The organism is Plantactinospora sp. KLBMP9567 (genome assembly GCF_033446045.1).
In the GTDB taxonomy this organism is placed as follows: Bacteria; Actinomycetota; Actinomycetes; order Mycobacteriales; family Micromonosporaceae; genus Plantactinospora.
In genome coordinates, this window is record NZ_JAWQRR010000006.1 from 174,759 (window position 1) to 201,624 (window position 26,866).

At 74.3% G+C, this 26,866-nt stretch carries 21 protein-coding genes and 1 pseudogene; 9 read left to right on the plus strand and 13 right to left on the minus strand.

Annotated elements, in window-relative coordinates; all coding sequences use genetic code 11:
- Positions 1-15: 15 nt before the first annotated feature.
- The 4 genes from R6Y94_RS03605 to lpdA all read right to left on the minus strand — a co-directional run bounded on the left by R6Y94_RS03605 (position 16) and on the right by lpdA (position 4,939).
- Positions 16-426 carry a hypothetical protein gene (locus R6Y94_RS03605; protein WP_318394301.1) on the minus strand — a complete coding sequence of 137 codons (411 nt, stop codon included), beginning with the start codon at positions 424-426 and terminating at the stop codon, positions 16-18.
- 178 nt (positions 427-604) lie between these two features.
- Positions 605-1,507 (minus strand): TIGR01777 family oxidoreductase, encoded by a 903-nt coding sequence (locus R6Y94_RS03610; RefSeq protein ID WP_318394302.1) that lies wholly within the window; start codon positions 1,505-1,507, stop codon positions 605-607.
- 148 nt (positions 1,508-1,655) lie between these two features.
- Positions 1,656-3,479, minus strand: a complete 1,824-nt coding sequence (gene sucB / locus R6Y94_RS03615; protein WP_318394303.1) for a 2-oxoglutarate dehydrogenase, E2 component, dihydrolipoamide succinyltransferase — start codon at positions 3,477-3,479, stop codon at positions 1,656-1,658.
- A gap of 71 nt (positions 3,480-3,550) precedes the next feature.
- Positions 3,551-4,939 (minus strand): dihydrolipoyl dehydrogenase, encoded by a 1,389-nt coding sequence (gene lpdA / locus R6Y94_RS03620; protein ID WP_318394304.1) that lies wholly within the window; start codon positions 4,937-4,939, stop codon positions 3,551-3,553.
- Positions 4,940-5,206: 267 nt separating this feature from the next.
- On the opposite strand from lpdA, the gene R6Y94_RS03625 reads away from it, so the two are divergent.
- Entirely contained in the window at positions 5,207-5,530 is a 324-nt protein-coding gene (locus R6Y94_RS03625) for a hypothetical protein (protein WP_318394305.1), read from the plus strand.
- Between the two features lie 136 nt (positions 5,531-5,666).
- On the opposite strand, the gene R6Y94_RS03630 is transcribed toward R6Y94_RS03625, so the two are convergent.
- The gene (locus tag R6Y94_RS03630) at positions 5,667-7,241 is read right to left on the minus strand and encodes a leucyl aminopeptidase (RefSeq protein WP_318394306.1); all 1,575 of its coding nucleotides are present in this window, start codon (positions 7,239-7,241) and stop codon (positions 5,667-5,669) included.
- Between the two features lie 161 nt (positions 7,242-7,402).
- On the opposite strand from R6Y94_RS03630, the gene gcvT reads away from it, so the two are divergent.
- Entirely contained in the window at positions 7,403-8,590 is a 1,188-nt protein-coding gene (gcvT, locus tag R6Y94_RS03635) for a glycine cleavage system aminomethyltransferase GcvT (RefSeq protein WP_318394307.1), read from the plus strand.
- Between the two features lie 96 nt (positions 8,591-8,686).
- Here gcvT and R6Y94_RS03640 read toward each other — a convergent pair whose 3' ends face one another.
- The 3 genes and pseudogenes from R6Y94_RS03640 to R6Y94_RS03650 form a co-directional block, all read right to left on the minus strand.
- Positions 8,687-9,979 (minus strand): DUF2314 domain-containing protein, encoded by a 1,293-nt coding sequence (locus R6Y94_RS03640; RefSeq protein WP_318394308.1) that lies wholly within the window; start codon positions 9,977-9,979, stop codon positions 8,687-8,689.
- A gap of 83 nt (positions 9,980-10,062) precedes the next feature.
- Entirely contained in the window at positions 10,063-10,833 is a 771-nt protein-coding gene (locus tag R6Y94_RS03645; protein ID WP_318394309.1) for an adenosylcobinamide-GDP ribazoletransferase, read from the minus strand.
- 136 nt (positions 10,834-10,969) lie between these two features.
- Positions 10,970-12,961: pseudogene (locus R6Y94_RS03650) on the minus strand (bifunctional adenosylcobinamide kinase/adenosylcobinamide-phosphate guanylyltransferase); the annotation flags it as partial.
- A 150-nt stretch (positions 12,962-13,111) separates the two neighbouring features.
- Between R6Y94_RS03650 and R6Y94_RS03655 the strand changes: the two are divergent.
- Together R6Y94_RS03655 and R6Y94_RS03660 are read left to right on the plus strand one after the other, a co-directional pair.
- Positions 13,112-13,312, plus strand: a complete 201-nt coding sequence (locus R6Y94_RS03655; RefSeq protein ID WP_318394310.1) for a hypothetical protein — start codon at positions 13,112-13,114, stop codon at positions 13,310-13,312.
- 5 nt (positions 13,313-13,317) lie between these two features.
- Complete coding sequence (locus tag R6Y94_RS03660; protein WP_318394311.1) at positions 13,318-14,115, plus strand: site-2 protease family protein; 798 nt, start codon at positions 13,318-13,320, stop codon at positions 14,113-14,115.
- Positions 14,116-14,217: 102 nt separating this feature from the next.
- Here the strand turns inward: R6Y94_RS03660 and R6Y94_RS03665 are convergent, their stop codons facing one another.
- Complete coding sequence (locus R6Y94_RS03665; protein ID WP_318394312.1) at positions 14,218-15,216, minus strand: aldo/keto reductase family protein; 999 nt, start codon at positions 15,214-15,216, stop codon at positions 14,218-14,220.
- Between the two features lie 64 nt (positions 15,217-15,280).
- Entirely contained in the window at positions 15,281-19,624 is a 4,344-nt protein-coding gene (locus R6Y94_RS03670) for a WG repeat-containing protein (protein WP_318394313.1), read from the minus strand.
- 296 nt (positions 19,625-19,920) lie between these two features.
- On the opposite strand from R6Y94_RS03670, the gene R6Y94_RS03675 reads away from it, so the two are divergent.
- Genes R6Y94_RS03675 through R6Y94_RS03685 form a run of 3 tightly spaced genes read left to right on the plus strand, consistent with a single transcriptional unit; the run spans position 19,921 to position 22,587 of the window.
- A complete protein-coding gene (locus R6Y94_RS03675; RefSeq protein WP_318394314.1) occupies positions 19,921-20,775 on the plus strand; it encodes an ABC transporter permease in 855 nt (284 codons plus the stop codon).
- On the plus strand, positions 20,768-21,589 hold the full coding sequence (locus tag R6Y94_RS03680; RefSeq protein WP_318394315.1) for an ABC transporter permease: 822 nt from the start codon (positions 20,768-20,770) through the stop codon (positions 21,587-21,589). The genes R6Y94_RS03675 and R6Y94_RS03680 overlap by 8 nt, the downstream gene beginning before the upstream one ends.
- On the plus strand, positions 21,586-22,587 hold the full coding sequence (locus R6Y94_RS03685; RefSeq protein ID WP_318394316.1) for an ATP-binding cassette domain-containing protein: 1,002 nt from the start codon (positions 21,586-21,588) through the stop codon (positions 22,585-22,587). Before R6Y94_RS03680 ends, R6Y94_RS03685 begins: the two co-directional genes overlap by 4 nt.
- Before the next feature lie 33 nt (positions 22,588-22,620).
- Here R6Y94_RS03685 and R6Y94_RS03690 read toward each other — a convergent pair whose 3' ends face one another.
- Complete coding sequence (locus R6Y94_RS03690; RefSeq protein ID WP_318394317.1) at positions 22,621-23,193, minus strand: XRE family transcriptional regulator; 573 nt, start codon at positions 23,191-23,193, stop codon at positions 22,621-22,623.
- Positions 23,194-23,247: 54 nt separating this feature from the next.
- On the opposite strand from R6Y94_RS03690, the gene R6Y94_RS03695 reads away from it, so the two are divergent.
- Together R6Y94_RS03695 and R6Y94_RS03700 are read left to right on the plus strand one after the other, a co-directional pair.
- The gene (locus R6Y94_RS03695) at positions 23,248-23,952 is read left to right on the plus strand and encodes an AzlC family ABC transporter permease (RefSeq protein WP_318394318.1); all 705 of its coding nucleotides are present in this window, start codon (positions 23,248-23,250) and stop codon (positions 23,950-23,952) included.
- 91 nt (positions 23,953-24,043) lie between these two features.
- A complete protein-coding gene (locus R6Y94_RS03700) occupies positions 24,044-24,352 on the plus strand; it encodes an AzlD domain-containing protein (RefSeq protein WP_318394319.1) in 309 nt (102 codons plus the stop codon).
- 230 nt (positions 24,353-24,582) lie between these two features.
- On the opposite strand, the gene R6Y94_RS03705 is transcribed toward R6Y94_RS03700, so the two are convergent.
- Together R6Y94_RS03705 and murA are read right to left on the minus strand one after the other, a co-directional pair.
- Positions 24,583-25,191, minus strand: a complete 609-nt coding sequence (locus tag R6Y94_RS03705; protein ID WP_318394320.1) for a DUF3043 domain-containing protein — start codon at positions 25,189-25,191, stop codon at positions 24,583-24,585.
- A 180-nt stretch (positions 25,192-25,371) separates the two neighbouring features.
- The gene (gene murA / locus R6Y94_RS03710) at positions 25,372-26,727 is read right to left on the minus strand and encodes a UDP-N-acetylglucosamine 1-carboxyvinyltransferase (protein WP_318394321.1); all 1,356 of its coding nucleotides are present in this window, start codon (positions 26,725-26,727) and stop codon (positions 25,372-25,374) included.
- Positions 26,728-26,866 lie beyond the last annotated feature (139 nt).

The window sequence follows — 26,866 nt, forward strand, 5'->3', positions numbered from 1 at the left end:
GCGGGACCCGTCCGGCTACCCGGCGGGTCCCGCGCCGCCGGGACGGCGGGTTCGGCGGGCGACCAGCACGACCAGGGCGCCGGTGAGCACCAGCAGGGCGCCGAGGGCCGGCAGCCACCCCGGGGGTGGGGCACCGCCGCCGGTGACCGGAAGGTGGCCCGAGGGTGGGGGCCCGGGGATGGGTGCCGTCGGTTGGGGTGTCGGTGGCGCGGTCGTCGGCACGGGTACCACCCGGAAGGTGACGGTGCCGGGTCCCGGCGGCTCCTCGGCGGCCACGGCGAAGCCCGTCCGGCCGTCCGGCCAACTGACCGCGACGACCGTCGTACCGCCGATGGCCAGGCCGGCGGAGAGCGCGAGCGCGGCGGCGACGGCCCGGCGCGGTCTGGTCGGGACGGCCGGTCGGCGGGTCCGGTCCTGGGTAGTCATCGAGCCTCCAGCATCGCGGCGCCGCTCGCGGCGCGGATCGCCTTCCTGACCGGACCGCCGCGAGGCGGTCCGGAGCCGGAGGTTTTGTCCGGTACAGAAGGTGAAACCACCTTTGCACACCGTTCACTTCTGTTGGCTGTTTCCGGGGCCAAGTGCCCGACCTGCTCAGCCCTCCAGCTCAGCGGCTGGTCAGCGCCGCTTGCAGTGCGCTGGGCAGATCGGGATGCCGATACTCGAAACCGGCCCGGTTCAGCACCCCGGGCAGCACCCGGAGGCTGCGCAGCGGCTCGACCGACAGTTCGCCGAGCAGGATCCGCAGCGCGATCGCCGGCACCGGCATCACGGTCGGCCGGCGCAGCGCCCGGCCGAGCGCCTTGGTGAACTCGGCGTTGGTCACCGGTGCCGGGCCGACCACGTTGACCGGCCCGGCGATGTCCTCGCGGTCCAGCAGGAAGGTCATCGCGGCCAGCCAGTCGGCCATCGAGATCCACGGAATCCACTGCCGGCCGCTGCCGAACTTGCCCCCGATACCGAGCCGGTACGGCAGCAACTGCGGCTTCAGCAGCCCGCCGGTCTGCTCCAGCGGCAGGCCGATGCGCAGCCGTACCACCCGTACCCCGGCCTGCTCGGCCGGTGCGGTCGCCGCCTCCCAGACCCGGCACAGGTCGGCCATGAAGCCGTCGCCGGCCGGCTCGTCCTCCTCGACCGGCCGGTCGCCGGTGTCGCCGTACCAGCCGATCGCCGAGCTGTTCAGCAGTGCCCGGGGACGCTGCTCGGCCGGCAGCGCGGCGATCGCCCGGGCCAGCGTTGCGGTGCTGTCCACCCGGCTGGATCGGAGCACCTCCTTGAAACCGCTGGTCCAGCGCCGGTCGCCGACGCTGGCACCGGCCAGGTTGACCACCGCGTCGGCGCCGGAGAGCGTCGCCGGGTCGAGTTGGCCGGCGGCCGGATCCCATCGCACCTCGTCCGGGCCTTGAGCGGGGCGCCGGACCAGCCGGACGACGTCGTGCTCCGCCGCCCGGAGCCGATCGGTCAGACGGGTGCCGAGCCAGCCGGACGCGCCGGCCATCAGGATTCGCATCTGCGTATCTTCGCCCACTCCGCCCGGGGCGGCCCGGATCGGCACCGCCGATCCGCCCCAACCCGCCGGGTGGCGGTGTCGGCGTGCAGCCGAAACGGCGCGGGGCGCCCGGCCGACGGCCGGGCGCCCCGCACGGGCGTGGGTGCGATCAGGCCAGCCCGAGTTCGGCCTCGAACTGGCCGGCCTCCAGCCGCTCCTTGATCGCGGTCAGGAACCGGGCGGCGTCCGCACCGTCGACCAGCCGGTGGTCGTAGGAGAGCGCCAGGTAGACCATCGAGCGCGGCGCGATCACCTCGCCGAGCTGCGGGTCGGTGATCACCATCGGCCGCTTGACCACCGCGCCGGTGCCGAGCATCGCCGACTGCGGCGCCGGGACGATCGGGGTGTCGAAGAGCGCGCCCCGGCTGCCGGTGTTGGTCAGCGTGAAGGTCGCACCGGCGATCTCGTCCGGGCTGATCTTGTTGGTGCGGGTCCGCTCGGCGAGGTCCGCGACCCGGCGGGCGATCCCGGCCAGGTTCAGGTCACCGGCGTTGTGGATCACCGGCACCATCAGGCCGCGCTCGGTGTCGACGGCGATGCCCAGGTGCTCCGCCTCCGGATAGGTGATCGTGCCGGCCTCCAGGTCCATCCGGGCGTTGACCACCGGGTAGGTCTGCAACGCCTCGACGGCGGCCAGCGTGAAGAACGGCAGGAACGACAGCTTGACCCCGTGCCGCTGGAGGAACGTGTCCTTGGCCTTGGCCCGCAGCCGGGCCACCTTGGTGACGTCCACCTCGACGACCGTGGTGAGCTGCGCCATCTCGTGCAGCGACTCCTGCATCCGCTTGGCGATAACCGCACGGATCCGGGGCAGCTTCTGGGTGCTGCCCCGCAGCGGGCTCGGTGCCGCCTTCGGCGCCGGTGCGGCCGGAGCGGCGGCCTCCGCGGCCGGCTGGGCGGCCGGGGCCTGCGCGGCCGCACGGGCCCGCTCGGCCGCATCGAGTACGTCCTGCTTGCGGATCCGGCCACCCACCCCGGTACCGCTGACCGTGGAGAGGTCGACGCCCTGGTCGCTGGCGAGCTTGCGGACCAGCGGGGTCACGTACCCGGCACCGTTCTCGCCGGACGGCGCGGGCGCCGGGGCCGGGGTACGGGCCGGCGCCGGCTGGGCCGCCTGCTCGGTCCGGACCGGCTGCTCGGAACGCTCGGTCTCCGGTGCCGGAGTCTGGTACGACGCACCGGCAGCCGGTGCCGACGGCCGGGCCGGCTCCGCCGCCGGCTTGGCGGGCTCGGGAGCCGGCTTCGCGGCCTCCGGGGCGGGCTTCGCCGGCTCGGCGGCCGGGGCGGCGCCCCCGGCAGCACCGATCACCGCCAGGTCGGCGCCGACCGGCGCGGTCTCGTCCTGGCTGACCCGGATCTCCAGCAGGGTGCCGGCGACCGGGGAGGGGATCTCGGTGTCCACCTTGTCGGTGGAGACCTCGACCAGCGGCTCGTCGGCTTCGACGGTGTCGCCGATCTCCTTCAGCCAGCGGGTCACGGTGCCCTCGGTGACGCTCTCGCCCAGCGCCGGCATCTTGAGGACGGTGCCCGAGTCGCCGGCCGGCGCGGTCTGCGCCGGTACCGTCTCCGGCTCGGGCTGCTCGGCCTGCTCCTGCTGGCCGGCCGGCTCCGCCGCCTCGGCCGACGGGGTGGCCGGAGCCGGCTCGGCCTCGGCCGGCTCCGGCTGGGCCGGCCGGGCCTCGCCGCCCGCCTCGCCGTCGCCGTCGATCACCGCAAGCTCGCTGCCGACCTCGGCGGTCTCGTCCTCGCTCACCACGATCCGGGCCAGCACGCCGGCCGCCGGGGAGGGGATCTCGGTGTCGACCTTGTCGGTGGAAACCTCGAGCAGGGGCTCGTCGACCTCGACGCGGTCGCCCTCCTGCTTCAGCCACCGGGTGACGGTGCCCTCAGTGACGCTCTCGCCCAGCCGGGGCATGGTGACCGATACCGGCATCTTTCAAGACTCCTTCGTGGCCTGTGCGATCCTGGCCCGGTTGGTGCCGGGCGGGCGCGGAGATTCTGTGGTCAGGCGTGTGCGTGCAGTGGCTTGCCGGCCAGGGCCAGGTGGGCCTCGCCGAGCGCCTCGCTCTGGGTGGGGTGGGCGTGGATGAGCTGCGCCACCTCGGCCGGGTACGCCTCCCAGTTGAAGATGAGCTGCGCCTCGCCGACCAGCTCGCCGACCCGGGCTCCCACCATGTGCAGGCCGACCACGGGACCGTCGTCGACCCGGACCAGCTTGACGAAGCCGGCGGTCTTGAGAATCTGGCTCTTGCCGTTGCCGCCGAGGTTGTAGTTGTAGGTCTTCACCTTGTCGGCGCCGTACTGCTCCTTGGCCCGGGCCTCGGTGAGCCCGACCGAGGCCAGCTCCGGGTCGGAGTAGGTGACCCGGGGGATGCCGTTCTCGTCGATCACCGCGGGGTTGCGGCCGGCGATCTCCTCGGCCACGAAGATGCCCTGCTGGAAACCGCGGTGCGCGAGCTGGAGGCCGGGCACGATGTCGCCGACCGCGTAGACGTTCGGCACGCCCGTGCGCAGCCGCTCGTCGGTGAGCACGAAGCCCCGGTCGAGCTTGACGCCCTGCTCCTCGTAACCGAGGTTGGCGGTGTTCGGGCCACGGCCGACCGCGACCAGCAGCAGTTCGGCCTCGACGGTCTCGCCGCCCTCGATCGTGACCTTGACGCCCTTCTCGGTGTGCTCCACCTTTTCGAACCGCTTGCCGGTCTTGAACCCGATGCCGCGCTTGCGGAACGCCCGCTCCAGCGCCTTGGACGACTCCTCGTCCTCGGCCGCCACCAGCCGGGGCAGCGCCTCGATGATCGTGACGTCGACGCCGAAGGACTTCCAGACGCTGGCGAACTCGACGCCGATCACGCCGCCGCCGAGCACGATCGCCGAGGTCGGCACCCGGTCCAGGGTCAGCGCGTGGTCGCTGGTGATCACCCGCTCGCCGTCGATTTCCAGACCGGGCAGGGACCGGGCGTACGAGCCGGTGGCCAGGATGACGTTGCGGCCGGTGTAGCGGGCCCCGTTCGCCTCGACGGTGTCGGCGGAGACGAGCCTGCCCTCGCCCTCGACCAGGGTGATCTTGGCGCCCTTGATCAGCCCCTGCAGGCCCTTGTAGAGCCGCGAGATCACGCCGTCCTTGTACGAGTTGACGCCGGCCATGTCGATGCCGACCAGCTCGGCCTTGACGCCGAACTGTTCGGACTCGCGGGTCTGGTCGGCGATCTCGGCCGCGTGCAGCAGCGCCTTCGTGGGGATGCAGCCGTTGTGCAGGCAGGTGCCGCCGACCTTGCCCTTCTCGATCATCGCGACCGAGAGGTCCAGTTGGGCGGCGCGTAGCGCCGCCGCGTACCCGCCGCTGCCACCCCCGAGGATGACGACATCGAACGTTCCGCCGTTCGGCTCGCTCACAGTTAACTCCCAGGTCGCGTCGCTGCTACGAGGGTGATGCCGGTCAACCGGGCATACCGCCACCCCCGGTCGGGGTTCTCCGGCCGGCGGGGCGTGGACTTTCTCCGGACTGCCAGTTGGGACCGGGGAGCGCCCACCTCGGTCATCTTGTCACTAGTGGAAGCGGGCCGCGTACCGAGGTGCCCAAGGACACGTCGTCGGGACGTACGCTTGCCGGAAGTCGCCACTGTCGCCGCAGGGCGGCGTGCCGGGGAGGAGAGGGTCGGGTTGGCCTGGTTTCGCCGACGCAAGAAGGCGGTTGTCACGGCGGGTGATCGTCCTGCCAGCCGTGCGGATCTTGACCACCTTGAACAGTTTGTCCGGTCGAGGCGTGGCGTCGAGGCGTTCATCGAGCCCCGGACCACCGTGACCGAGACCACCGTCATGCTGATCGCGCACGACGGGGAATGGACCCGGCGCCGGATCGACGGCCCGGACGGCGCCCGACGGTTCGCGCACAAGATGGCGATCCCGGTCTACGACGTCCGGCTGGTCGGCTATCCGCAGCGGATGCGCGACTTCAACGAGCGCCGCAAACGGACCACCGGCTGACCGGCGCCACCGGCCCCGCACAGCGGGGCCGGTGGCGGCCCCGGATCAGTGAATCTTTTCCACCTCCCCTGCGGTCCGCCGAACCGCAGGGCCGGACGCAGTGTGTGAGCGCCGCGCGGTTCAGGCTGACAAAGGTTCAGTCGTTGGCGGCGATGTCGTCGACCAGCTCCAGCAGGGTACGCACCGGCACCCCGGTGCCGCCCTTGGTCCAGTACCCGGTCGGCTCGCCCGCGTGGTAGCTCGGCCCGGCGATGTCGATGTGCGCCCACGGCACCTCCTCGGCGACGAACTCGCGCAGGAAGACGCCGCCCTGGAGCATGTGGCCGGCCCGGTCCATCGTCGCGTTGACCTGGGAGATGTCCGCGACCTCGGAGTCCATTCCCTTTCGGACGTCGTCCGGCAGCGGCATCGGCCAGGTCGGCTCGCCGGCCGCGTCACCGGCCTGCTGGACCCGCTGGCACAGCTCGGTGCTGCCCATCACCCCGGCCACCCGCTTGCCGAGCGCCACCACCTGGCCGCCGGTCAGCGTGGAGGTCTCGATCAGGTAGTCGCAGCCGTCCTCGCAGGCCCGGGCCATCGCGTCGCCGAGCACCATCCGGCCCTCGGCGTCGGTGTTCAGCACCTCGACCCGCTTGCCGTTGTACATGGTCACCACGTCGCCCGGCCGGTACGCGGTCGCCGACGGCATGTTCTCGGCCATCGGCAGGTACCCGGTCACCGCCACCGCCGGCTTCAGCTCGGCGACCGCCAGCATGGTGGCGGCGACCGCCGCCGCGCCGGCCATGTCGGACTTCATCTCCCACATGCCCTGGGCCGGCTTGATCGAGACGCCGCCGGTGTCGAAGGTGATGCCCTTGCCGACCAGCGCGAGCCGCTTCGCCGGGCCGTCGCCGGCCGGGTCGTAGCTGAGCTTCACCAACCGGGGCGGCGCCGCCGAGCCGAGCCCGACGGCCAGGATGCCGCCGTAGCCGCCGTCGGCCAGCGCCTGCTCGTCGAGGACCTCCACGCCGAGCCCCGCCTCCCGGGCGGCTGCGGCCACCGAGTCGGCGAAGGACGGCGGGCGCAGCTCGTTCGGCGCCGTGTTCACCCAGTCCCGGGTCCGGGTCACCGCTCGGGCCACCACACCGGCCCGGGTGATCTCCGCCCGGGCCCGGTCGTCACCGGCGTCCGGCACGTGCACCGCGATCGCGGCCACCGGCGGGCGGCGGGTCGGCTGCGGCCGGGTCTTGTAGCCGGCGAACCGGTACGCGCCGAGCAGCGCACCCTCGGCGGTGGCGCGCAGCGCGGCGGGGCCGTCCTCGTCGTCGGGCAGCGGAAGGGTCAGCGCGACCCGCTCGGCGCCGGCCAGCATCCGGACCGCCGCGGCGGCCGCCCGGCGCAGGGTCTCCGGTGCCGGGGCCGCCCCGGTCGGCTCGGGGCCCAGCCCGACGGCGGCGACCAGCGGCGCCGTGACGGTGCCCAGGGTGGCCAGCTTGATCACCTCACCCGGGCTGCCGGTGGCGCCCAGCAGCGCCAGGGTCTCCGTCAGCCGGCCGTCGAACGCCGCGGCGATGCTCTCCGCGCCGGTCGCGAGGAGCAGGGTCCCGGCGAAGCCCGCGGCGGGACCCGGTTCGTCCACCGTCTGGCTGTGCAACCCGATGACGATGGCGTCGACGGCGAGTTCGGCGGGGTCGGTGTCGACCAGGCTGAGGCTGGTGCTGGGCGATGTCACTGCGCGGCTCCGGACGGACGTGGCCGGCCGCCTGGTTGCGGCCGGCGAAGTGGTCTCCGGCGCAACCTACCCGCCGGACGAATGGGCTGTCCCGCCGACGGTCCGCCGGACGGGTCCCGCCGATGCTAACCATCAGCCGGATCGCAGGTAGGTTGCGACCCATGACCGACCCGACGCAGGTGACCGGCGAGACCCCGGAACCTCCCGCCGACGCACTCCGCCAGTCGCCGCTGCACGAGCGGCACGCCGCGCTCGGCGCCAAGTTCGCCGCCTTCGGCGGCTGGTCCATGCCGCTGGAGTACGCCGGCGGCGGAGTCCTCCGCGAGCACACCGCGGTGCGTACCGGTGTGGGTGTGTTCGACGTCTCCCACCTGGGCAAGGCCCGGATCACCGGCCCGGGGGCGGCCGACTTCGTCAACGCCTGCCTCAGCAACGACCTGGGCCGGATCGGGCCGGGACGGGCGCAGTACACCCTCTGCTGCGACGAGGCGACCGGCGGGGTGGTGGACGACATCATCGCCTATCTGCACGGTCCCGAGCACGTCTTCCTGATCCCGAACGCCGCGAACACCGCCGAGGTGGTACGCCGGCTCCGCGCCGCCGCCCCGGCCGGGATCACCGTGACGAACGAGCACGAGGCGTACGCGGTGCTGGCGGTGCAGGGGCCGCGCTCGGCCGAGCTGCTCGGCACCCTCGGACTGCCGACCGGGCACGGCTACATGAGTTTCTCCGCCGCCGAACTCGGCTTCTCCACCGCCGGGGCGGCCACCCCGGACGGCGACCTGGTGTCGCTGGTGGTCTGCCGGACCGGTTACACCGGCGAGCACGGGTACGAGCTGGTGATCCCGGCCGAGGCGGCGACCACGGTCTGGGACGCGCTGCTGGCGGCCGGCGAGCCGTACGGGATCCGCGCCTGCGGGCTCGGTGCCCGGGACACCCTGCGGACCGAGATGGGCTACCCGCTGCACGGCCAGGACCTCTCCCCGGAGATCACCCCGGTGCAGGCCCGGGCGGGCTGGGCGGTCGGCTGGGACAAGCCGGCGTTCTGGGGGCGGGACGCGCTGCTCGCCGAGAAGGCGGCCGGGCCGCGCCGCACCCTGTGGGGGCTGCTGGCGCTGGACCGGGGCATCCCCCGGCCGGGCATGACGGTGCTCTCCCGGGACGGGGCGGTCGTCGGCACGGTCACCAGCGGCACCTTCTCGCCGACCCGGAAGGCCGGCATCGCCCTCGCCCTGCTGGACAGCGCCGCCGGGCTGGGCCAGGACGACGAGGTCGAGGTCGACGTCCGGGGCCGCCGCGCCACGATGCGGCTCGTCCGCCCCCCCTTCGTCCAACCCTCCGTGAAGTAACCCCCCACCGGTCGACAATCGGGGAGTCTCAGCGGGGTGCGGACCCCGTCGGGACTCCCCGACCCGGCGAAGGGGTGGGGGACGGGTGAGCGGCGGTCAGCGTTGGGAGCGGTCGCCGGCGTCCAGGACGGCCTGGGTCCAGCCGCCCTCGATCACCCCGCTGCCGTCCAGCAGGGCCCAGTCGACCACGTCGACGGCGTCCACCACGACGGGCTGGCCGACCCGGACCGCCGGATCGGCCGTGGCGTCGCTGGCGCTGGCCCCGACGATCCGTTCCGGGGTCGCCCACGAGGTGACCCCGGCCCAGACGAACTCCGGCCCCTCGTCATTCGGCAGGGCGTACTTGACCAGCAACTGCACCCCGTCCGGCAGGGTGCCGGCGAGGAAACGCTCCCGGATGCCGGGCAGCCCGTCCCGGGCGGTGGCGATCGCCCGGGCCATCGCGTCGTCCGGCCGGGCGTACCGGACGTCGGACTGGGCGGCGGCACCGAACAGGGCGGCGCAGACCGCCGCGAAGTACCGCCCGGCCGGGCCGGGATGGCCGGACGGGGGCAGCAGGGTCAGGAACGAGTCGGCGTCCGGGTCGGTGGCCGGGTCGAGTTCCAGCCGCAGCGTCGCCGGGCCGGTGGTGTCGTGCTGCTGCGGGTTGCCGTACGCCACCGCGATGTCGTGCCCGGTGACCGAGGTGACCACCGGCAACTGGACGAAGGCCGGCACCTCGCTGTCGGTGAGCCCGTCGGTCCAGGCCCGGAGCAGTCGCCGGGCCACCCCGGTCATCACCGCGCCCCAGGCCCGGGTCAGGTGCGTCGGCACCCCCTGCGCCTGCAACTCCAGCAGCCCGAACCGGCGCAGTCCCTTGGTAGTGAACCAGAGCCCGCCGTCGTCCGACGAGTATGGCACCAGGACCCAGTCGATCAGGCGTACCCGGCCCTCGGCGTCCGGCAGCGAGCGCAGCGCGGTGGCCGGGTCGAGGAACTGCAACGCGAAGACGTCGACCACGTCGGTGCCGAGGGACTCGGCGATGGCGCAGGCGACCGTACGGGCGGCCCACTCGTGCGCGGGCGGCCAGCCGGGCCGGTAGCTGGCCTGCACCACCACCAGGTCGGTGGCGGCGTCCAGCCGGGCCAGTTGGGTGTCGGTGGCCCCGAACGCGGTGAGCAGGTCCGGCGGCAGGTGCGGGAACTCGGCGATCGGCCGGGTGTCGACCGTCATGAGCGGGCTGTCCAGCATCTGCCGGGCGAGGTCGTGCACCGGCCCGGAGAGCCGGCCGCCGAGCGCCGCCACCGCCTCGGCCGGGGCCGGGTCGACCTGGCCGGTGGTGGGCACCAGGTAGGTCGCGGTCAACGACTCCGGGACCGGCACGGGCAGGAAATCGTCCGTGATGAGCATTACGTCCCCCGCTCGACCGCCTGTTGGCCTGGTACTCGTGCTGGTGTCCTTTTCGCGAACGCTACCCGCGAACGCCTGCCCGGTCAGCCGGTCAGCACGACACCGAGGTAGAACAGCGTGCTGCCGAGTTCGACGCCCGCGCCGAGCACGTCGCCGGTGATGCCGCCGAGCCGGCGTACCACGTGCCGGACCAGCAGCAGCGTGCCGGCCAGCGCCACGGCGACCGCGAGCGGGCCCTGCCAGGGGCGGTCCGGCACCGCCGGCACGGCGAGCAGCGCCACCCCGGCCGAGAGCCCGACCAGCGCGGCCGGGCCGACGGTGCCGGCGACCAGCGCGCCGAGCCCTTCCGGGCGGGCCGCCGGGACCCCGCGCCGGCAGGCCCAGCTCACCGCCAGCCGGCCGGTCGCGGCACCGGCGGCCAGCGCCGCGAGCAGCGCGGTCCACGGCCGGGCCGCCAGCGCCGCGAACGAGGCGGCCTGGAGCAGGAGTACGAGCAGCAGCGCGGTCACCCCGAACGGGCCGACGTCCGGCTGCCGCATGATCCGCAGCGCGGCTTCCCCGGAGCGGTACGAGCCGAGCGCGTCCACGGTGTCGGCCAGCCCGTCCAGGTGCAGCCCCCGGGTCAGCAGTGCCGCCGCCGCCACGGTCACCACACCGGCGACCAGCGGCGGGGCGAGCGCGCCCAGCCCGCCGAGCACCCCGGCGAGGAGTACCCCGAGCAGTGCGCCGACCAGCGGGGCCAGGGTCATCGCCGTACCGGCGGTGGCGCGGTCGACCCGACCGGCCCGCACCGGCGCGACGGTGAAGGTGGTGAGCGCCAGCCGGCCGCCGGCTGCGAACCGGCCCTCAGACACCCGGTGGCACGGTGGCGCCGTCCCGACGCCCGCCGTCCCGGTCGTCGGCCGCCCCGGTGCCGGTGGCCGGCTGCCCGGGCAGTGGCGCCTCCGTCGATGCCTGTTCCGGCAGCGGCGTGTCCGTCGCCGGCTGCCCGGTGGTGTCGTCCGGTACCGCGGTCGGGCCGGGGCCGGCCGGTGGCGGCTCGATGAACTCCTGGTCGTCGTCCGGGGTGTCGTCGTCCCGCCCGGGGCGGTCGGCCGCCGGTTCCGGGGTCCACGGTTCGGCCGGGTCCGGCACCGGCGGGAGCGAGTCGTCGCGCGCCGGATCGGTCCGGTCGGTGCCCGCCGGCTCGGTTGACTCGCCGCTCGCCAGGCTCGGATGCACCGGGAGGGTGCCGGCGAGGGTCAGCGCGGCGCGCAGCAGCGGCAGCGCGGCCAGCGCGGCGCCACCCTCGCCGAGGCCGAGTCGCAGGTCCAGCAACGGGCTCAGGTCGAGCACGTCGGCGCCGAGCTTCACCGTCGGGTGGTCGCCGTGGTCCGGCAGCAGGCACCAGTGCCGGGCCTGGCCGGCGAGGTCCCGGCTGACCAGGCCCGCCGCCACCCCGACCGGCCCGTCCAGCAGCACCGGGGTACGCCGGGCCGTCGCGCCGAGCAGGATGCCGGTGGCGATCGCGAGGTCGCCGCCACCGAGTTCGGCGAGTACGTCCTTGGCGTCCCGGGGGCTGCGCCGGGTCCGGTGCATCGCGTCCCGGACCGCCGCGCAGCGCTGCATCCACGCCGCGTCGTCCACCCGCCCGCCGAGCGTCACCACCCGGCCGAGCACCGCCGCGGGTTCGGCGCCGGCCGTGGCGGCCAGTACGGCTGCCGCGGCGGCCTCGGTACCGGCACCACAGGCGGCGAGGATCAGCAGGTCCACCCCCGCGTCCACCGCCTCCTCGGCGAGCCGCCAGCCGTAGCGCAGGGCCGCCTCGACCTCGTCGGCGGTCAGCGCCGGGCCCTCCTCGATCGGCCGGGACAGCGGTGCCTCGACCACCTGGAGGGTGGCGCCGGCCTCGGCGGCCAGCCGGGCGATCGGCCCGCTGCCCTGCCGGGCCTGCTCGGCGCGGCGGGCGGACTCGCCGGCCACCGCGCCCGCGGCGGCGCCGCCGGAGTGGTCGCCGTGCAGCAGCAGCACCCGTACCGAGCGCCAGGGCTCCGGCGTCGACGTCCCCTGGGTGGCGGCGGCGAACGAGACCACCCGGTCCAGGTGGCCGAGGCCGCTGCCGGGCAGGTCGAGCGTGCCGAGCCGGTCGACGGCGGCGGGGCCGGCGTATTCGTCCGGCATCGGCAGGTCCATCCCGGGCTGGATGACCAGACCGGTGGCGACCATCGGCAGTGCCATGGTCGGCGCGGTCCAGCCGGTCCCGGTCCCGGTCGCCGTCGCCGGTGCGGGTTCGGCCGCCGGTGCCGGGATCACGGTCGGGCGGAGTACCTGCGGCACCGCGCCCAGCACGTCGGTCCAGGCCGAGGTGGCCGGGACGGTCCGGTCGGCGCCGGCCCGGTCGACCTGCGCCGGTACGCCGGGCTGGCCGGCGCCGGCCGGGACCGTCGGCGACTGGTCCGCGCCGGCCTTCAGCCAGGCCGGTTGCCCGGCGATCACCAGCACCACCGCGTCGCAGGCGTCCGCGGCCGCCTGGTTGGTGGTGCCGAGCGCGTCGGCGAAGGCCCGCCCGAGCGGGGTGACCGGCACCGTCGAGAGCCCCACCTCGGGGCTGACCAGTACCAGCCGGGCCGGGCAGTTCCGGATCGCGGTGCCGAGTTCTCCGATGGTGGCGACGTCGTCGGCTGGCTGGTGCGCCGGGTCGAGCAGCACGGTCACCCAGCCGCCGAGGTCGTCGACGAGCAGCGTGTCGTCCGGACCGGCGCCGGTGATCACTTCGGCCAGCCGGGACGGGTCGGTGTTGGCCTCCTCGGTCGTCCAGCCCGCCGGCCGGCGGATCCGGTGGGCGTCGATCCGGGCCGTCCAGTCCGGGTCGTCCGGGCCGGGCGCGGCGGTGGCGACATAACGGACAACCGGTACGTCCTTCAGCAGCGACTCGGCGAACTCGGATTTGCCGGAGCGGATCCCGCCCAGCACCAGGAGCCTGCTCCACCCGTCTACGGACATGCCCGTACCTTAGAGCGCTTGGCTGGACAGCTCGCGGCGAGGTACAGGGGTGTGGAATCGCTCCGGACCGCTCTGGCCGGCTGGCACCGGCCGGCCGACTAGGCTGGCGGGGGTTTGTCGGCGCGGAAGATCGGCGAGGGGAGACGCGACATGCCGTGGAGCTGGCGGTACGAGGGCGCGGACGGCGATCCGGTGAACGGACCGGCCGAGGCGTTCAGCAGCCAGGCCGACGCCGAGTCCTGGATCGGCCAGACCTGGCGTGAACTCGCCGCCGCGGGTGTCGCCTCGGTGCTGCTGGTCGAGGACGACCGGGTGGAGTACCGGATGAGCCTGCTGCCCGCGGCCGAGTGACCGGGATGAACTTCGACCAACGCGGCCGGGACCGGCTGGTCCTCGGCGTGCCGGCGGAGGCGTTCCGGCCCAGCCCGATCTTCCTGGCCCTGGTCGCGCTCTTCGTGACCAGCGGCGCGATGGCGTGGAACGGGTTCGGCAACGTCCGGCTCGACGTCTTCCTCTTCGTCGTCTCGGGCTGGCTGGTCTCGCTCTGCCTGCACGAGTACGCGCACGCCGTGGTGGCGTACCGGGCCGGTGACCGGGGAGTGGCGCACCGCGGCTACCTGACCCTGAACCCGCTGAAATACAGCCACCCGCTGCTGTCGATCATCCTGCCCGTGGTGGTGGTGCTGCTCGGCGGCATCGGCCTGCCGGGCGGGGCTGTCTGGGTGGACCGGCACGAGATCCCCGGCCGGCTCCGGCACTCGCTGGTCAGCCTGGCCGGTCCGGCCACCAACGTGCTGTTCGCGCTGCTGCTGGTCGTGCCGTTCGCGATCGGGGTGGACGTCTTCGCTCGGCCGGAGTTCTGGTCCGGGGTCGCGCTGCTCGCCTTCCTCCAGCTCACCGCGAGCATCCTCAACCTGCTGCCGGTACCGGGCCTGGACGGCGGTAACGTCCTCCAGCCGTGGTTGAACCCGCAGTGGCGGCGCGGCTACGACCTGATGGCGCCGTACGGCTTCATCCTGCTCTTCGCCCTGCTCTGGAACCCGCGGGTCGGCGGCTGGTTCTTCGGCGGGGTCTTCGCGGTCGGCGACCAGATCGGCCTGCCCGAATTCCTCTACGCCGAGGGCCTGCGCCTGATCCGCTTCTGGCAGGGCTGACCCCGGACGGTACCCGGAAGGCCCCCGCACGGCGCGTGCCAGGTCGACGCGTGTCGGGCGGGGGCCTTCGGCACACCTGCCGGGGTCAGGACCGCCGCACGGTCACGGCCGCTGGGCCGGGCTCTGCGTCTTGGCCGGGTCCCGCTCGATGATCGGGTCGACGATCTCGTCGATCGCCTTGAGCAGCTCGGCGTCGAGCTTCACGCCGGCCGCCTTGACGTTGTCCTGCACCTGCTCCGGGCGGGAGGCGCCGATGATCGCCGAGGAGACGTTCGGGTTCTGCAGCACCCAGGCGACCGCGAGCTGGGCCATGCTGAGGCCGGCCTGCTCGGCGAGCGGCCTGAGCCGCTGCACCCGGGTCAGCACCTCGTCGGACATGAACCGGGCGATGAAGCCCGCCCCGCCGGAGGTGTCGGTCGCCCGGGAACCGGCCGGCGGCTCCTGGCCGGGCAGGTACTTGCCGGTCAGCACGCCCTGGGCGATCGGCGAGAAGACGATCTGGCTGACGCCGAGTTCCTGGCTGGTCGGCACGACCTCGCCCTCGATGACCCGCCACAGCATGGAGTACTGCGGCTGGTTCGAGACGAGCTGGATCTTCAGCTCCCGGGCCAGCTCGTGCGCGGCCCGGATCTCGGACGCCTTCCACTCCGAGACGCCGATGTAGTGCGCCTTGCCGGAGTGCACGACGTCGGCGAACGCCTCCATCGTCTCCTCCAGCGGCGTGGAGTAGTCGTACCGGTGCGCCTGGTAGAGGTCGACGTAGTCGGTCTGGAGCCGGCGCAGCGAGCCGTTGATCGACTCCATGATGTGCTTGCGGGACAGGCCCCGGTCGTTCCGGCCCGGGCCGGTCGGCCAGTAGACCTTGGTGAGGATCTCCAGACCCTCCCGGCGCTCGCCCTTCAGGGCCCGGCCCAGCACCGCCTCCGCCTTGGTGCCGGCGTACACGTCGGCGGTGTCGAAGGTGGTGATGCCGACGTCCAGAGCCGCGCGTACGCAGTCCAGCGCGGCCTCCTCCTCGATCTGGGAGCCGTGGGTGATCCAGTTTCCGTACGAGATCTCGCTGATCAGCAGGCCCGAGCGGCCAAGGTGTCGGAATTCCATACCTCTGACCCTAGTCCTCGTACCCGGAGTGGATCAGGTTGGGCGACCGGGCGAGGTACCCAGATCACAGCACGGGCTTGGTGTCGGCGAGCAGCCGGTCGATCTCCTCCATCACGTCGTTCCGGCTCGGGTGCACCGCGTCGATCAGCGGCTCGCCCCGGCGGTCCAGCGCCCCCCACTGCCCGGTGCCGTTGCCGATCAGGAACGCGACCGGGTGGATCACCAGCGCCGGGTGGGCCGGCGTGACCAGTACCTGTCCGGACCGGTCCACCACGCCCTTGCGCCCACCCGCGTCGACGATCGCCAGCCCCTCGTCGGTGAACCCGTCGACGTACCGGCCGTCGGTGAGCGCGGTGGTGAAGCCGGTGTAGCGGGTCGGCAGCACCACCTTGCCGGTCCGGTCGACCGCGCCCCAGCCGCCCCGCCGGACGGCGGCGACACCGCGCCGGAACGGGCGTACGTCCTCGAAGCCGGCCGGGATGACCACCTTGTTGGACTTGTCGATCGCGATCCAGCCGCCGGTGCCGTCCCGGGACACCCAGGCCAGCCCGTCGGAGAAGGATCCGACGCCGAGATATCCGGTCGACGCCTCGATCAGCAGCTCACCGGTTTCGTCGATCAGCTCCCAGGTGCGGGTCTCAGGCCGGCGTACCCAGGCCACCCCGTCCCGGAACGGCTGCACGTCGGCGTAGCTCGGCGCGATCGCGAGCTGGCCGTCGGGGTCGGCGTACCCCCAGCGCTGCACCTTCTCGCTGAACTTCGGCACCGGTGGCCGGTGCACCTGGAGGATCTCGTCCCGGTCGCGCGGGTACGGGCCCCAGCCGTTCTGTGCGACCTTGTTGAAGACGGCGTCGAGCGCGAGTTCGGTCCGGGCGATCAGGTCCGGGTCCTCGACCTTGCGCAACTCCAGCGCCTTCTCGAAGTGGTTGCAGGCCTCCATGTAGCGGCCCTGGTCGTAGCAGGACCGTCCGGCGTGCTCGTGCATGGTGGCCCGCAGCCGGTCCGGCAGCTCGGAGGAGTTCGCCTCCTCGAAGAGCCGGTCCGCCTCGGCGAAGTCCCCCCGCCACTGCAGTACGTGCGCCAGCCGGGCCTGCGCGATCGCGATCCGCCGCAACTGGCCGGTCGCCTCCGCGTGTGCCAGCGCCAGCTTGCCGTCGGAGAGCGCCTTGCCGAGGTCGCCGAGGATGCGGGAGACCACCGCCCGCAGGCTCAGCAGCCGGGCCCGGGTGCCGTTGTCCTTCGCCGGTTCGAGCTTCTCCGTCAACCGGTCCCGGATCGCCCGCAGCGACTCGGGATCTTCGACCAGCTCCCGCAGGGTCTCGTGGTGGAACCGCCACTCGTACGACGCCAGCACCTGTTCCGGGTCGGTGGCCGCGGGCTCCGGCGTGACGTCGGCGGGTTCCGGCTCGGCCGGCCCTCGTTTTCCGCCCGGTCGGATGATCGGGGTGAGCATGGTGGGCGCGCTCAGCGCGGTCGCCGCCCCGGCCGCCGGCCCGGTCGGCAGCACGGTGTCGGGGCTGGCCTCGACGACCGGCGAGCCCGGCGGCGAGGTGGCCAGTGGGGGTCCGGAGGTGGGCGCGGTGGCCGGCGGCCCGGAGGTGGGTGCGGCGGCCGGCGCTCCGGACGCCGAGGCGGCCACCGGGGGTCCGGAGGTCGGTGCCGTGGCCGGCGGGCCGGACCTGGGTGCCAGGCCCGGCGGGCCGGTAGCGGCCGCCGGGACCGGCGGCGCGGTCTCCGCCGGCCCGTTCTTCGGGGCGTCGTCCGGGGGCGGCGCGCCGTCGGGTGCCGGGTCGCCCGCCGGTGCCCCGGCGTCGACCGTCAGCTCCGGGTCGCCGTCGCGCGGCTGGTCCGCTGTGCCGGCGCTGTCGTCGGCGGCCGAGGCCGCGTCGGTGCCGGGCTCGGTGGGGGAGGGGGCCGCCAGGGCGGCATCGGTGAGCGGTCCGACTGTGGTGTGGTCCGCGACAGGTCCGGTCTTTGGCATGGGGGGTACGGAAGTCTCACTCGGATCGGTGGCCCGTCCGGTCTCCGGCACGGGCCCGGCGTCGGCCGGTTCGATCGGAGGACCGGACGAGGGGACGGGCGAGGCGGGTTCGATGACGGTACCCGCCACCTCGGTGGCGGCGGCTGGTTCGACCGGCCCGCCGGTGTCCGTCCCGACCGCTGACCCCGGGGGCGGGCTGGCGGGCGTGGTCGACTCGGCGGGCGTGGTCGGGGACGGGGTGCCGGCGGGCGTCGGCGCCGACAGGAATTCCAGCCGCAGGCCCGTGGTCGGGGGTGGCGTGACCGGCGGGCGCTGGCCGGTCTCGTCGGCGGACGGCTGTCGGGGCGGCTGGGGAGCCGGATCCGACGGTGTGGCCGGGGTCAGCCAGCCCGCCGTCCGTTCGCGCGGCGGCTCCGCCGAGGCCGCCGGCTCGACCGGGCCGGCCGGCTCGGCCGGGGGCGGCGTGAGCCACGGCCCCGGCTCGACCTGCCGGAGCGGGTCGACCGTGCGGGGCGCCTCGGCCGGCCGGGTCGGGTCGGCGGGCCGGGTCGGGTCGGCGGGCCGGGTCGGGTCGGCGGGCCGGGCTGGCTCCACGGGTCGGGGCGGCCCGACCGGGCGCGGTGCCTCGGCGGGCCGGGCCGCCTCCACCGGCCGGGGTGGCTCGGCGGGGCGCTGCGGCTCGACCGGTCGGGGGCGTTCGACCGGGCGGGTTGCCTCGACGGGCCGGGTTGCCTCGACGGGACGGGGTGGCTCGACGGGACGGGGTGGCTCCACCGGCCGGGTCGACTCGACGGGGCGCGGTGGTTCGACGGGACGGGGTGGTTCCACCGGGCGGCCGGCGTCGATCGGGCGGGGCTCGATCGGCCGGGACTGCTCGACCCGGCGTACCGGCTCGACCGGGTGAGCCGGCTCGATCCGCCGGGCGGGCTCGACCGGACGAGGCTGTTCGGCGGCCCGGGCCGGCTCCCCGGTCCTGGGTGGTTCTCCGGTCCGGGGTGGTTCTCCGGTCCGGGGTGGTGCGGTCGGGCCGACCCGGTCGGTCGGGCTCGCCGGTCCGGCGGCGACGGCGGGGTACTCGGCGACCCGGTCCGGGCGGACCGGTGCGGCGTCCGGCCGGCCGGTGCGCGGTGGGACCCGGTCGGCACCCGAGACCGGCGTCCGGTCCGGTCGCCCGTATCCCGGTGCCAGCTCGGCGGCGGGCCGGTCGACGCCGGGCGGAGTCGGCCCGACCCGGTCGCCCCGGGGCACCGGGCCCGGCCGGGTGCCCGGATCGGTGCCGCGCGGGTCGTGTACCGGTGGGCGGCCGGAACCCAGATCGGGGAAGCGCCGGCCCTCGCGCGGCTCCTGGCCCGGGCCGCGCTGGGCTGGCCAACTGGGTGCACCGGACGGTCCTGCGGCGGGGCGCCGGACCGGAGGCTCGGAGCCGGGGCGGTCGGGCCGGGCCCGGGGCGGGGTGCGGCCCGGGGGTACCTCGCGGCTCCCCGGATGCGGCTGGCCGCCGGATCGGGCCGCCCAACCGGCGGTTCGGTCCTGTCCTGGAACGCCCCGTTCCGGTCCGGCGGAACCGTCGAACGCCGCCGGCATCGCCGGACGTCCACCCGGCCCGACCCGGCCCCGGCCGTCCCGAGGTCCGGGCCGGCCGTCGGTGGGCGTCGGGCGCCGGTCCGGCAGCGGCTGGGTCTCCTCGGACGCCGGCCCGGTGAGCCACCGTCCGCGCCGCTCCGGTGCCCCGGCCGAGCGCCCCGGCCGGTCGTCGCCGGAGCGGTGCGGATCGTGCTGCGACGCGGCCCGGCCACCGGCGAACCCGCTCTCGCCGCGACCTCCGCGCGGTCCGGGCTCGCCGGCACCGGGCGGCCGCCGGTCGTCCCGGCCGACCGGCACCGAACCGCCGGTGCGATGCTCGACCGGTGGCCGGCCGCGTCCGTTCGACGGTTGGTCCCAGGAGTCCGGGCCGTCGTCCCGGGAGTCGGGCGGCGAGTTCCAGCCGGGGGATCGGCTGTCCCAGCGGTCGAGCCGTCCGGTACGCGTCTCGCGCGGCGGCCCGTCCGCCCGGGCCGCCGGGTGCGCGCCGGCCGGTTGCCCGGGACGCCCGCTCGGCCGCGCCTCGCGACGGCTGCCCGGCAGCGCCTCCGGACGGCTGCCCGGCAGCGCCTCCGGGCGCCCGTTCGGCGGTGCGTCGGGGCGTCCGTTCGACACCGGCTCGGGACGGCCGAACGGCTCCGGCTCGCCGGGACGGCTGCCCGGCGGCGGTACCTTGGCCCGCCCGGTCGGCACCGGTGCCCCGCCGGCCGGCCGGCGTCGCCGCTGGTGGCCGATGTCTCCGGGATAACGCTGGCCGGGGAACTGCGGCTCCCACTCCGCCGTCGGCTCGACCACCCAGGACGGTTCGGCGGCCTCTCCCCAGCGGCCGGAGTATCGACCACTCATACCGGTACTCCGAGCCGTACGCCGCTGTCTCGACCACTCATACCGGTACTCCGAGCCGTACGCCGCTGTCTCGACCACTCATACCGGTACTCCGAGCCGTACGCCGCTGTCTCGACCGTCTCGGGACCCGATGCCGCGAGCGGTACGCCGAACCGCGCGCGACGCGGCCGGGAAAGCCGGCTCGCGTCGCTCACTCACGGGGTGTCACCTCGTCGAAAAATCTCGCTGGGCAGCCGGGCGTTCCGGGTAAAGTCACCCGGCTCGGTGCAGCGTGGTCGCGGAAGGAGGGTAACGGCGTGGGCTCGGTCACCGCCACTGTGGCACCACCCATCAGCCGAAACATCATCCCATGGTTCCGGACATTTGCTGCGATAACCGGATCAGGGTTTCGTCGGTACTCTACCTACCGGCAAGCTACTCTTGCCGGCGCCTTCACCAACACCGTCTTCGGCTTCCTGCGTTGCTACGTCCTGCTTGCCGTCGCCACCGGCGCCGGTGGCGTCGCGGGCGGCTACAGCCAGGCCCAGTTGGCCACCTTCGTCTGGGTCGGGCAGGGCCTGCTCGCCGTGGTACTGCTCTGGCGATGGACCGAACTGGCCGACCGGATCCGCACCGGCGAGGTCGCCAGCGACCTGCTCCGCCCGGTGCCCCCGGTGGTCAGCTACCTCGCCACCGACCTCGGCCGGGCCGGGTACGCCCTGCTGACCCGCTTCCTCCCGCCGGTCGTCACCGGGCTGCTCTTCTTCGACCTGGCGTTGCCGACCCGTTGGCAGACGGTGCCGCTCTTCCTGTTCTCCGTCGGGCTGGCGGTGGTGATCTGCTTCGGCTGCCGGTTCCTGGTGAACGCGACCGCGTACTGGCTGCACGACGCGCGCGGCGCGATGATCCTCTGGACCCTCGGCTCCGGCGTACTGGCCGGGCTCTACTTCCCGCTGCGGTTCCTGCCGGACTGGATCGCCGTGCCGCTCTGGCTGGCCACCCCGTTCCCGAGCCTGTTGCAGACCCCGCTGGACGTACTCGTCGAGCGGGACGGTGCGGTGATCCAGGCCGGGATGGTGGCCGTACAACTGCTCTGGGCCGCTCTGGTCCTGCTGATCTGCCGTACGGTTCAGCGTCGGGCCGAGCACCGGCTGGTGGTGCAGGGTGGCTGAGTGGACGTACCGGCTGCGGCGTGCGCCGGCCTATCTGGCGCTGCTGCGCGGGCAGGCCCGGTCGCAGGCGTCGTACCGCACCTCGTTCGTGGTCGACCTGGTCAGCAATGTCGGCGCCACCGCGCTCGACGTGCTCACCGTGCTGGTGCTGTTCCGGGTCACTCGGGAACTGGGTGGCTTCGACCGGACCGAGGCGATGGTGATGGTGGGCCTCTCGTCGGCCGCCTTCGCCACCGCCGATCTCGCGGTCGGCAACGTGGAGGCGCTGCGCCAGTACGTCCGGACCGGGCTGCTGGACGCGGTACTGGTCCGTCCGCTCGGGGCGCTGCCCCAACTGCTGCTGATGGACCTGCCGCTGCGCAAGGCGTCCCGGGCCGTCTTCGGGGCGGGCGTGCTGGTGGTCGCGCTGGTCACCGCCGATCTGGCGTGGACGCCGGGCCGGGTGGCGCTGGCCGTGCTGGCCCCGCTGACCGGGGCGGTCTTCTTCGCCGCGATCTTCGTGGCCACCGCGTCACTGTCCTTCTGGTGGATCGACTCCGGCGAGGTGGGCGCGGCGTTCACCTACGGCGGCCGGGACTTCACCACGTACCCGATGACTGTCTATAGTGGCTGGTTCCGAGCGGCCTTCGCGTACGGGATGGGGTTCGGTTTCGTGGCCTACTACCCGGCACTGGCGCTGCTCGGCCGGGCCGACCCGCTCGGCCTGCCAGCCTGGGTGGGGTGGGCCGCGCCGGGCGTCGCGCTGCCGGCCGCCGCGCTCGCCGCCGCGGCCTGGCGGCTCGGGGTGCGCCACTACCGGAGCACCGGCTCGTGACCGCGACCCTGCCGGACGCTCCGGTGATCGAGGCCCGCGAACTGCGCAAGGAGTTCGTGGTACGGGTCCGGGCCGGCCGGTTCCGCCGGGTGAAGCGGGTGGTGGGCGCGGTCGACGGGATCGACCTCACGGTCCGGCGCGGCGAGATGGTCGGCTACATCGGGCCGAACGGCGCCGGCAAGTCGACCACGCTCAAGATGCTGACCGGGGTGCTGAGCCCCTCGTCCGGCCAGGTACGCGTCTGCGGCCTGCTGCCGGTGGCCCAGCGCACCCGGTTGGCGCTGCGCATCGGGGTGGTCTTCGGGCAGCGCTCGCAGCTCTGGTGGGACCTGCCGCTGCGGGACTCCTTCGACCTGCTCCGGCACGTCTACCGGGTGCCTGCGGCCGAGCACGCCGCCCGGCTGCGCCGCTGCCGGGTGGAACTCGACCTGGACGGGTTCCTGGACGTCCCGGTGCGGCAGCTCTCGCTCGGGCAGCGGATGCGGGGCGAGTTGACCGCCGCGCTGTTGCACGGGCCGGAGGTGCTCTTCCTGGACGAGCCGACGATCGGGCTCGACGTGGTGAGCCGGCAGGCGGTCCGGTCCTTCCTGGCCGAACTCGGCGCGGTCGGCGACACCACCCTGGTGCTGACCACACACGACCTGGCCGACATCGAGCGGCTCTGCCGGCGGCTGGTGGTGATCGACCACGGCCGGGTGGTGCACGACGGGTCGATCGAGGCGCTGCACTCGCGGTACGGCTCGCGCCGGCAGGTGGTCGCCGACCTCGACGAGCCACTGGCCGAGCCGCCGGTGCTGCCCGGTGCGCCGCTGCTGCGGGCCGAGGCCGACGGGCGGCGGCTGGTCTTCGCCTGCGAGTCGGCGACCGCCTCCGACGTGGTGGCCGGGCTGGCCCGGGTCGCCGCGCTGCGGGACATCGCCATCGTGGAGCCGGACATCGAGGACGTCGTCGCCCGGCTCTACCGGGCGCCCGCCCCGGTCGACACCGGCGGGCACTGACCTGGTGTCAGGGGTGCTCCATCACGCCAGGTGTCAGGGGTGCTCCATCACGAGTACGGCGAAGGTGCCGGGGGCGAGCGCCTCGTAGCGGTGCGGGACGTCGCCCGGAAACGTGACGTAGTCGCCCGGGCCGAGTTCGACCGGGTCGGCCGCCGGGCCGGTACGCAGCCGGCCGGCGGCCACCACCAGATGCTCCACGCTGCTCGGGATGTGCGGCTCGGCGTCGCGTACCTGGCCCGGTTCGAGTTCGATCAGGTAGATGTCCCGGCGTACCTGCGGCGCGCCGGCCGCCAGCAGGGTGCCGGTGAACTCGGCCTGCTGCGAGCGCAGGCCGGGACCGTGCCCGGCCCGGATCACCCGTACCGCCGGCGGGGGCTGCTCGACCAGCCGGCTGAACGGTACGCCGAGGGCGACCCCGAGCGCCCAGACCGTCTCGACGCTGGGGTTTCCGTTGCCGGCCTCGAGTTGGGACAGGGTCGACTTGGCGATCCCGGCCCGGCGGGCGAGTTCGGCCAGCGAGATGCCGGCGCGTTCCCGTTCCCGGCGCAGCGCGGCGGCGATGGCGGGCACCGGGGAGCCGTCGGAACGGGATTGCGTTCGGTCCATCGGTCCATCCGTTCGGGTTGACGAACGTGTCGTAGGTGTTCATTATTCTGAACCATGCGTACGGCAGACCGAACGCCGACACCCGAACCGGTGCCGGTCCGGGCCCTGCTCCGCGACATCGGCGCGATTGCCGTCGCGATGGTGGCGATCGGCGCCTCCTTCGGCGCCGTGGCACTCGCGGCCGGCCTCCCGGTCCCGGCGATCGTCGCGATGTCCACGCTGCTGTACGCCGGCGGTGCCCAGTTCATCGCGGTCGGGCTGATCGCGGCCGGCAGCCCCGTCGCGGCGGTCTTCGCCGGACTGCTGCTCAACGCCCGGCACCTGCCGTTCGGGCTGGCCCTCGGGGACGTCCTCGGGCGGCGCTGGCGGCACCGGCTGGTCGGCAGCCACCTGATGACCGACGAGGTCACCGCGTTCGCGCTGGCCCAACCCGACCGGGCCGGCCGACGCCGGGCGTTCTGGCTGGCCGGGACCATGCTCTTCCTGGCCTGGAACGCCGGTACCCTGCTCGGGGTGCTACTGGCCAGCCGGGTCGGCGACCCGCTCCGGCTGGGGCTGGACGCCGCGTTTCCGGCCGGGCTGCTCGCCCTGCTGCTGCCCGCGCTGCGCGACCCGCAGACCCGTCGGGCGGCCCTGGCCGGCGCGGCGATCGCGCTGCTGGTCACCCCCGTGCTGCCGGCCGGCCTGCCGGTGCTGCTGGCCCTGGCCGGCCTGGCCGTACTGCTGCTGCCCCGGCGACCCCGGGAGCGGCCGTGCTGACCGACCCGGCCGAGCACGGGTCGCCGGCACCGGCCCGTCGACCTGGTCCCGTGGAGCAGGAGGCACCGGCCCGTCGATCCGGGGAGCGCGGATGCTGATCGCGGTGATCCTGGCCCTGGCCGTCGGCACGTACGCCCTCCGGCTCGCCGGAGTGGTGCTACGGGACCGGCTGGCTCTGCCCGACGGGGTGAGCCGGCTGCTGCCGATCGCGGCCGCGACCCTGCTCGCGGCGCTGGCGGTGACGGCAGCGCTGACCGAGGCCGGCGCGTTCGCCGGGTTCGCCCGCCCGGCCGGGGTACTCGTCGGCGCCGTGCTGGCCTGGCGCCGCGCCCCGTTCGTCGCGGTGGTGGTCGCGGCGGCCGGTACGGCGGCCCTGCTCCGCCTGCTCGGCGTCCCGTGACCGGTCGGGCCGAGGCGATGCTCCGGCTGGCCGGCGACGACCGCGAGAGATGGCTCCAGGCCCGGCTGCGGCAGGTCGTGTCCGTCGATCCGGCGCCCGCAAGATCGTCTGTCCGTCGATCCGGCGGCCCTCAGCCCGCAAGCCGACGCCCTCAGCCCGCAAGATCGTCTGCCCGTCGATCCGATGCCTGCAGATCGACTGTCCGCTGGGCGCCGACGTCGTGCCGAGGCTCAGATCGCGTCGCCGAGGTTGACCCGGGGGACCGGGGCACGCATCCGGCGGAACGTGATGGAGCGCATGATCGCGTAGACGTAAAGCGAGCCCATTCGTTGGTCGGTCTTGGGGAACCGCTGCCGGACCAGCTTCTTGATCTTGCGCGAGATCAAGACCGAGTCGACCACCAGGGCGATGGCCAGCAGGCCCCAGAGCAGGTTGGAGGCGAACCGCACCTCCGGAGGCATGGTGTTGGCCGAACCGATCAGCACCACCAGGGCGCCGCCGAAGAACCAGGTCCCGACCGTACGCCGGGAGTCCACCACGTCGCGGGCCAGCCCGCGCTCGGGAGCCCGGTCCCGGGGACCGCCCTCCCGGCGGAACTCGGCGGCCGACTCGGCCCGCAACTGCCGGCGCCGCTCCCGGGCCTCCTGCTTGGTGAGCGGCTTCGCGTCGCCGGCCACCCGCCGACCGGCGCTCGGGCGCTTCGGAGTCTCCTTGCCCAGCTCCTTCTTGCTCGGGGTGTAGCCCCGGGGACGGGCGGGCGCGGACTCCTCGTCGGGGGTCACCTGAGCGGTGGCGTCCTCGACGAGGTCGGTGGGCTTGCGGCGAAACAGCGACGGCACGGGGCAAGGGTAGCCAACCCGCGACCCGCCCCGCACCTCGCGGTACGCCTGCCGCCGGCCGCTGCCGCCCGGATGCCGGGTGAGCAGGGTCTCACCCGGCATCCGGTCCGCCGGCTACCGGCGCCCGCGTCCACCCCCACGGGTCTCCGCGTACGCCCCCACGGTCCCCCCGTGCGCCGGTTACGGGCGCTCGACGTGCGCGCCGAGGTCGGCGAGTTTGGCCTCGAAGTCCTCGTAGCCCCGGTTGATCAAATCCACCCCGTAGACCCGCGAGGTGCCCTCGGCCGCCAGCGCGGCGATCAGGTGGCTGAACCCGGCCCGCAGGTCGGGGATCACCAGGTCGGCGGCGTGCAGCTTCGACGGCCCGGCGATCACCGCGGAGTGCTTGAAGTTGCGGCGGCCGAACCGGCAGGGCGTACCGCCGAGGCAGTCCCGGTAGACCTGGATGGTGGCGCCCATCTTGTTCAGCGCCTCGGTGTAGCCGAGCCGCTGCTCGTACACGGTCTCGTGCACGATCGACAGGCCCCGGGCCTGGGTGAGCGCCACCACCAGCGGCTGCTGCCAGTCGGTCATGAAACCCGGGTGCACGTCGGTCTCCAGCGCCACCGCCCGCAGCTCGCCGCCGGGGTGCCAGAACCGGATCCCGCCCTCCTGGCCCGGCTGACCGGCCCGGGGCGGCCGGGTGTCGGTGACCTCGTACGCCCCGCCGACCGAGCGGAACACGTTGAGGAAGGTCATCATGTCGGTCTGCTCGGCGCCGAGCACCTCCACCCGGCCACCGGTGGCCAGCGCGGCGGCGGCCCAGCTCGCCGCCTCGATCCGGTCCGGGATCGGCCGGTGGGTGTAACCGCCCAGCCGGGCCACGCCCTGCACCTCGATCACCCGGTCGGTGTGCACCTTGATGATCGCGCCCATTTTCTGGAGTACGCAGATCAGGTCGATGATCTCCGGCTCGACGGCCGCGTTGCGCAGCTCGGTGACGCCCTCGGCGAGCACCGCGGTCAGCAGCACCTGCTCGGTGGCGCCCACGCTCGGGTACGGCAGCTCGAACTTGGTGCCGTGCAGGCCGGACGGGGCGGTCAGGTGCATCCCCTCCGGCGTCTTGTCCACCACCGCGCCGAACTGCCGCAGCGCCTGGATGTGGAAGTCGATCGGCCGGGGGCCGATGTGGCAGCCGCCCAGATCGGGGATGAAAGCGTGGCCGAGCCGGTGCAGCAGCGGACCGCAGAACAGGATCGGGATCCGGCTCGACCCGGCGTGCACATTGATCTCGTCCGTGCTGGCGCTCTCGACGTTGGCCGGGTCGAAGACCAGTTCGCCGTCGTCGGCGCCGTCGGTGACCTTCACGCCGTGCAGTTCGAGCAGGCCACGGACCACCTCGACGTCGCGGATCCGCGGCACGTCGAAGAGCCGGCTCGGCTCGTCGCCGAGCAGGGCGGCGACCATCGCCTTGGAGACGAGATTCTTCGCGCCGCGCACTCGGATCTGCCCGGAAAGGGGCGTACCTCCGTGTACGACCAGGACGTCGTCGGTCAACGCAACCTCCAGCGGGTCGATGCTGCTCTACGTCGATGCTGTCCGCGAGGGTGAACCATCCGGTCCACACAGCCGTCGCCCCGTGGCCCGGCCGGCACGGCGCGGTCACGCCCTCCGGCCCGGACTCTGTCACGGCCCC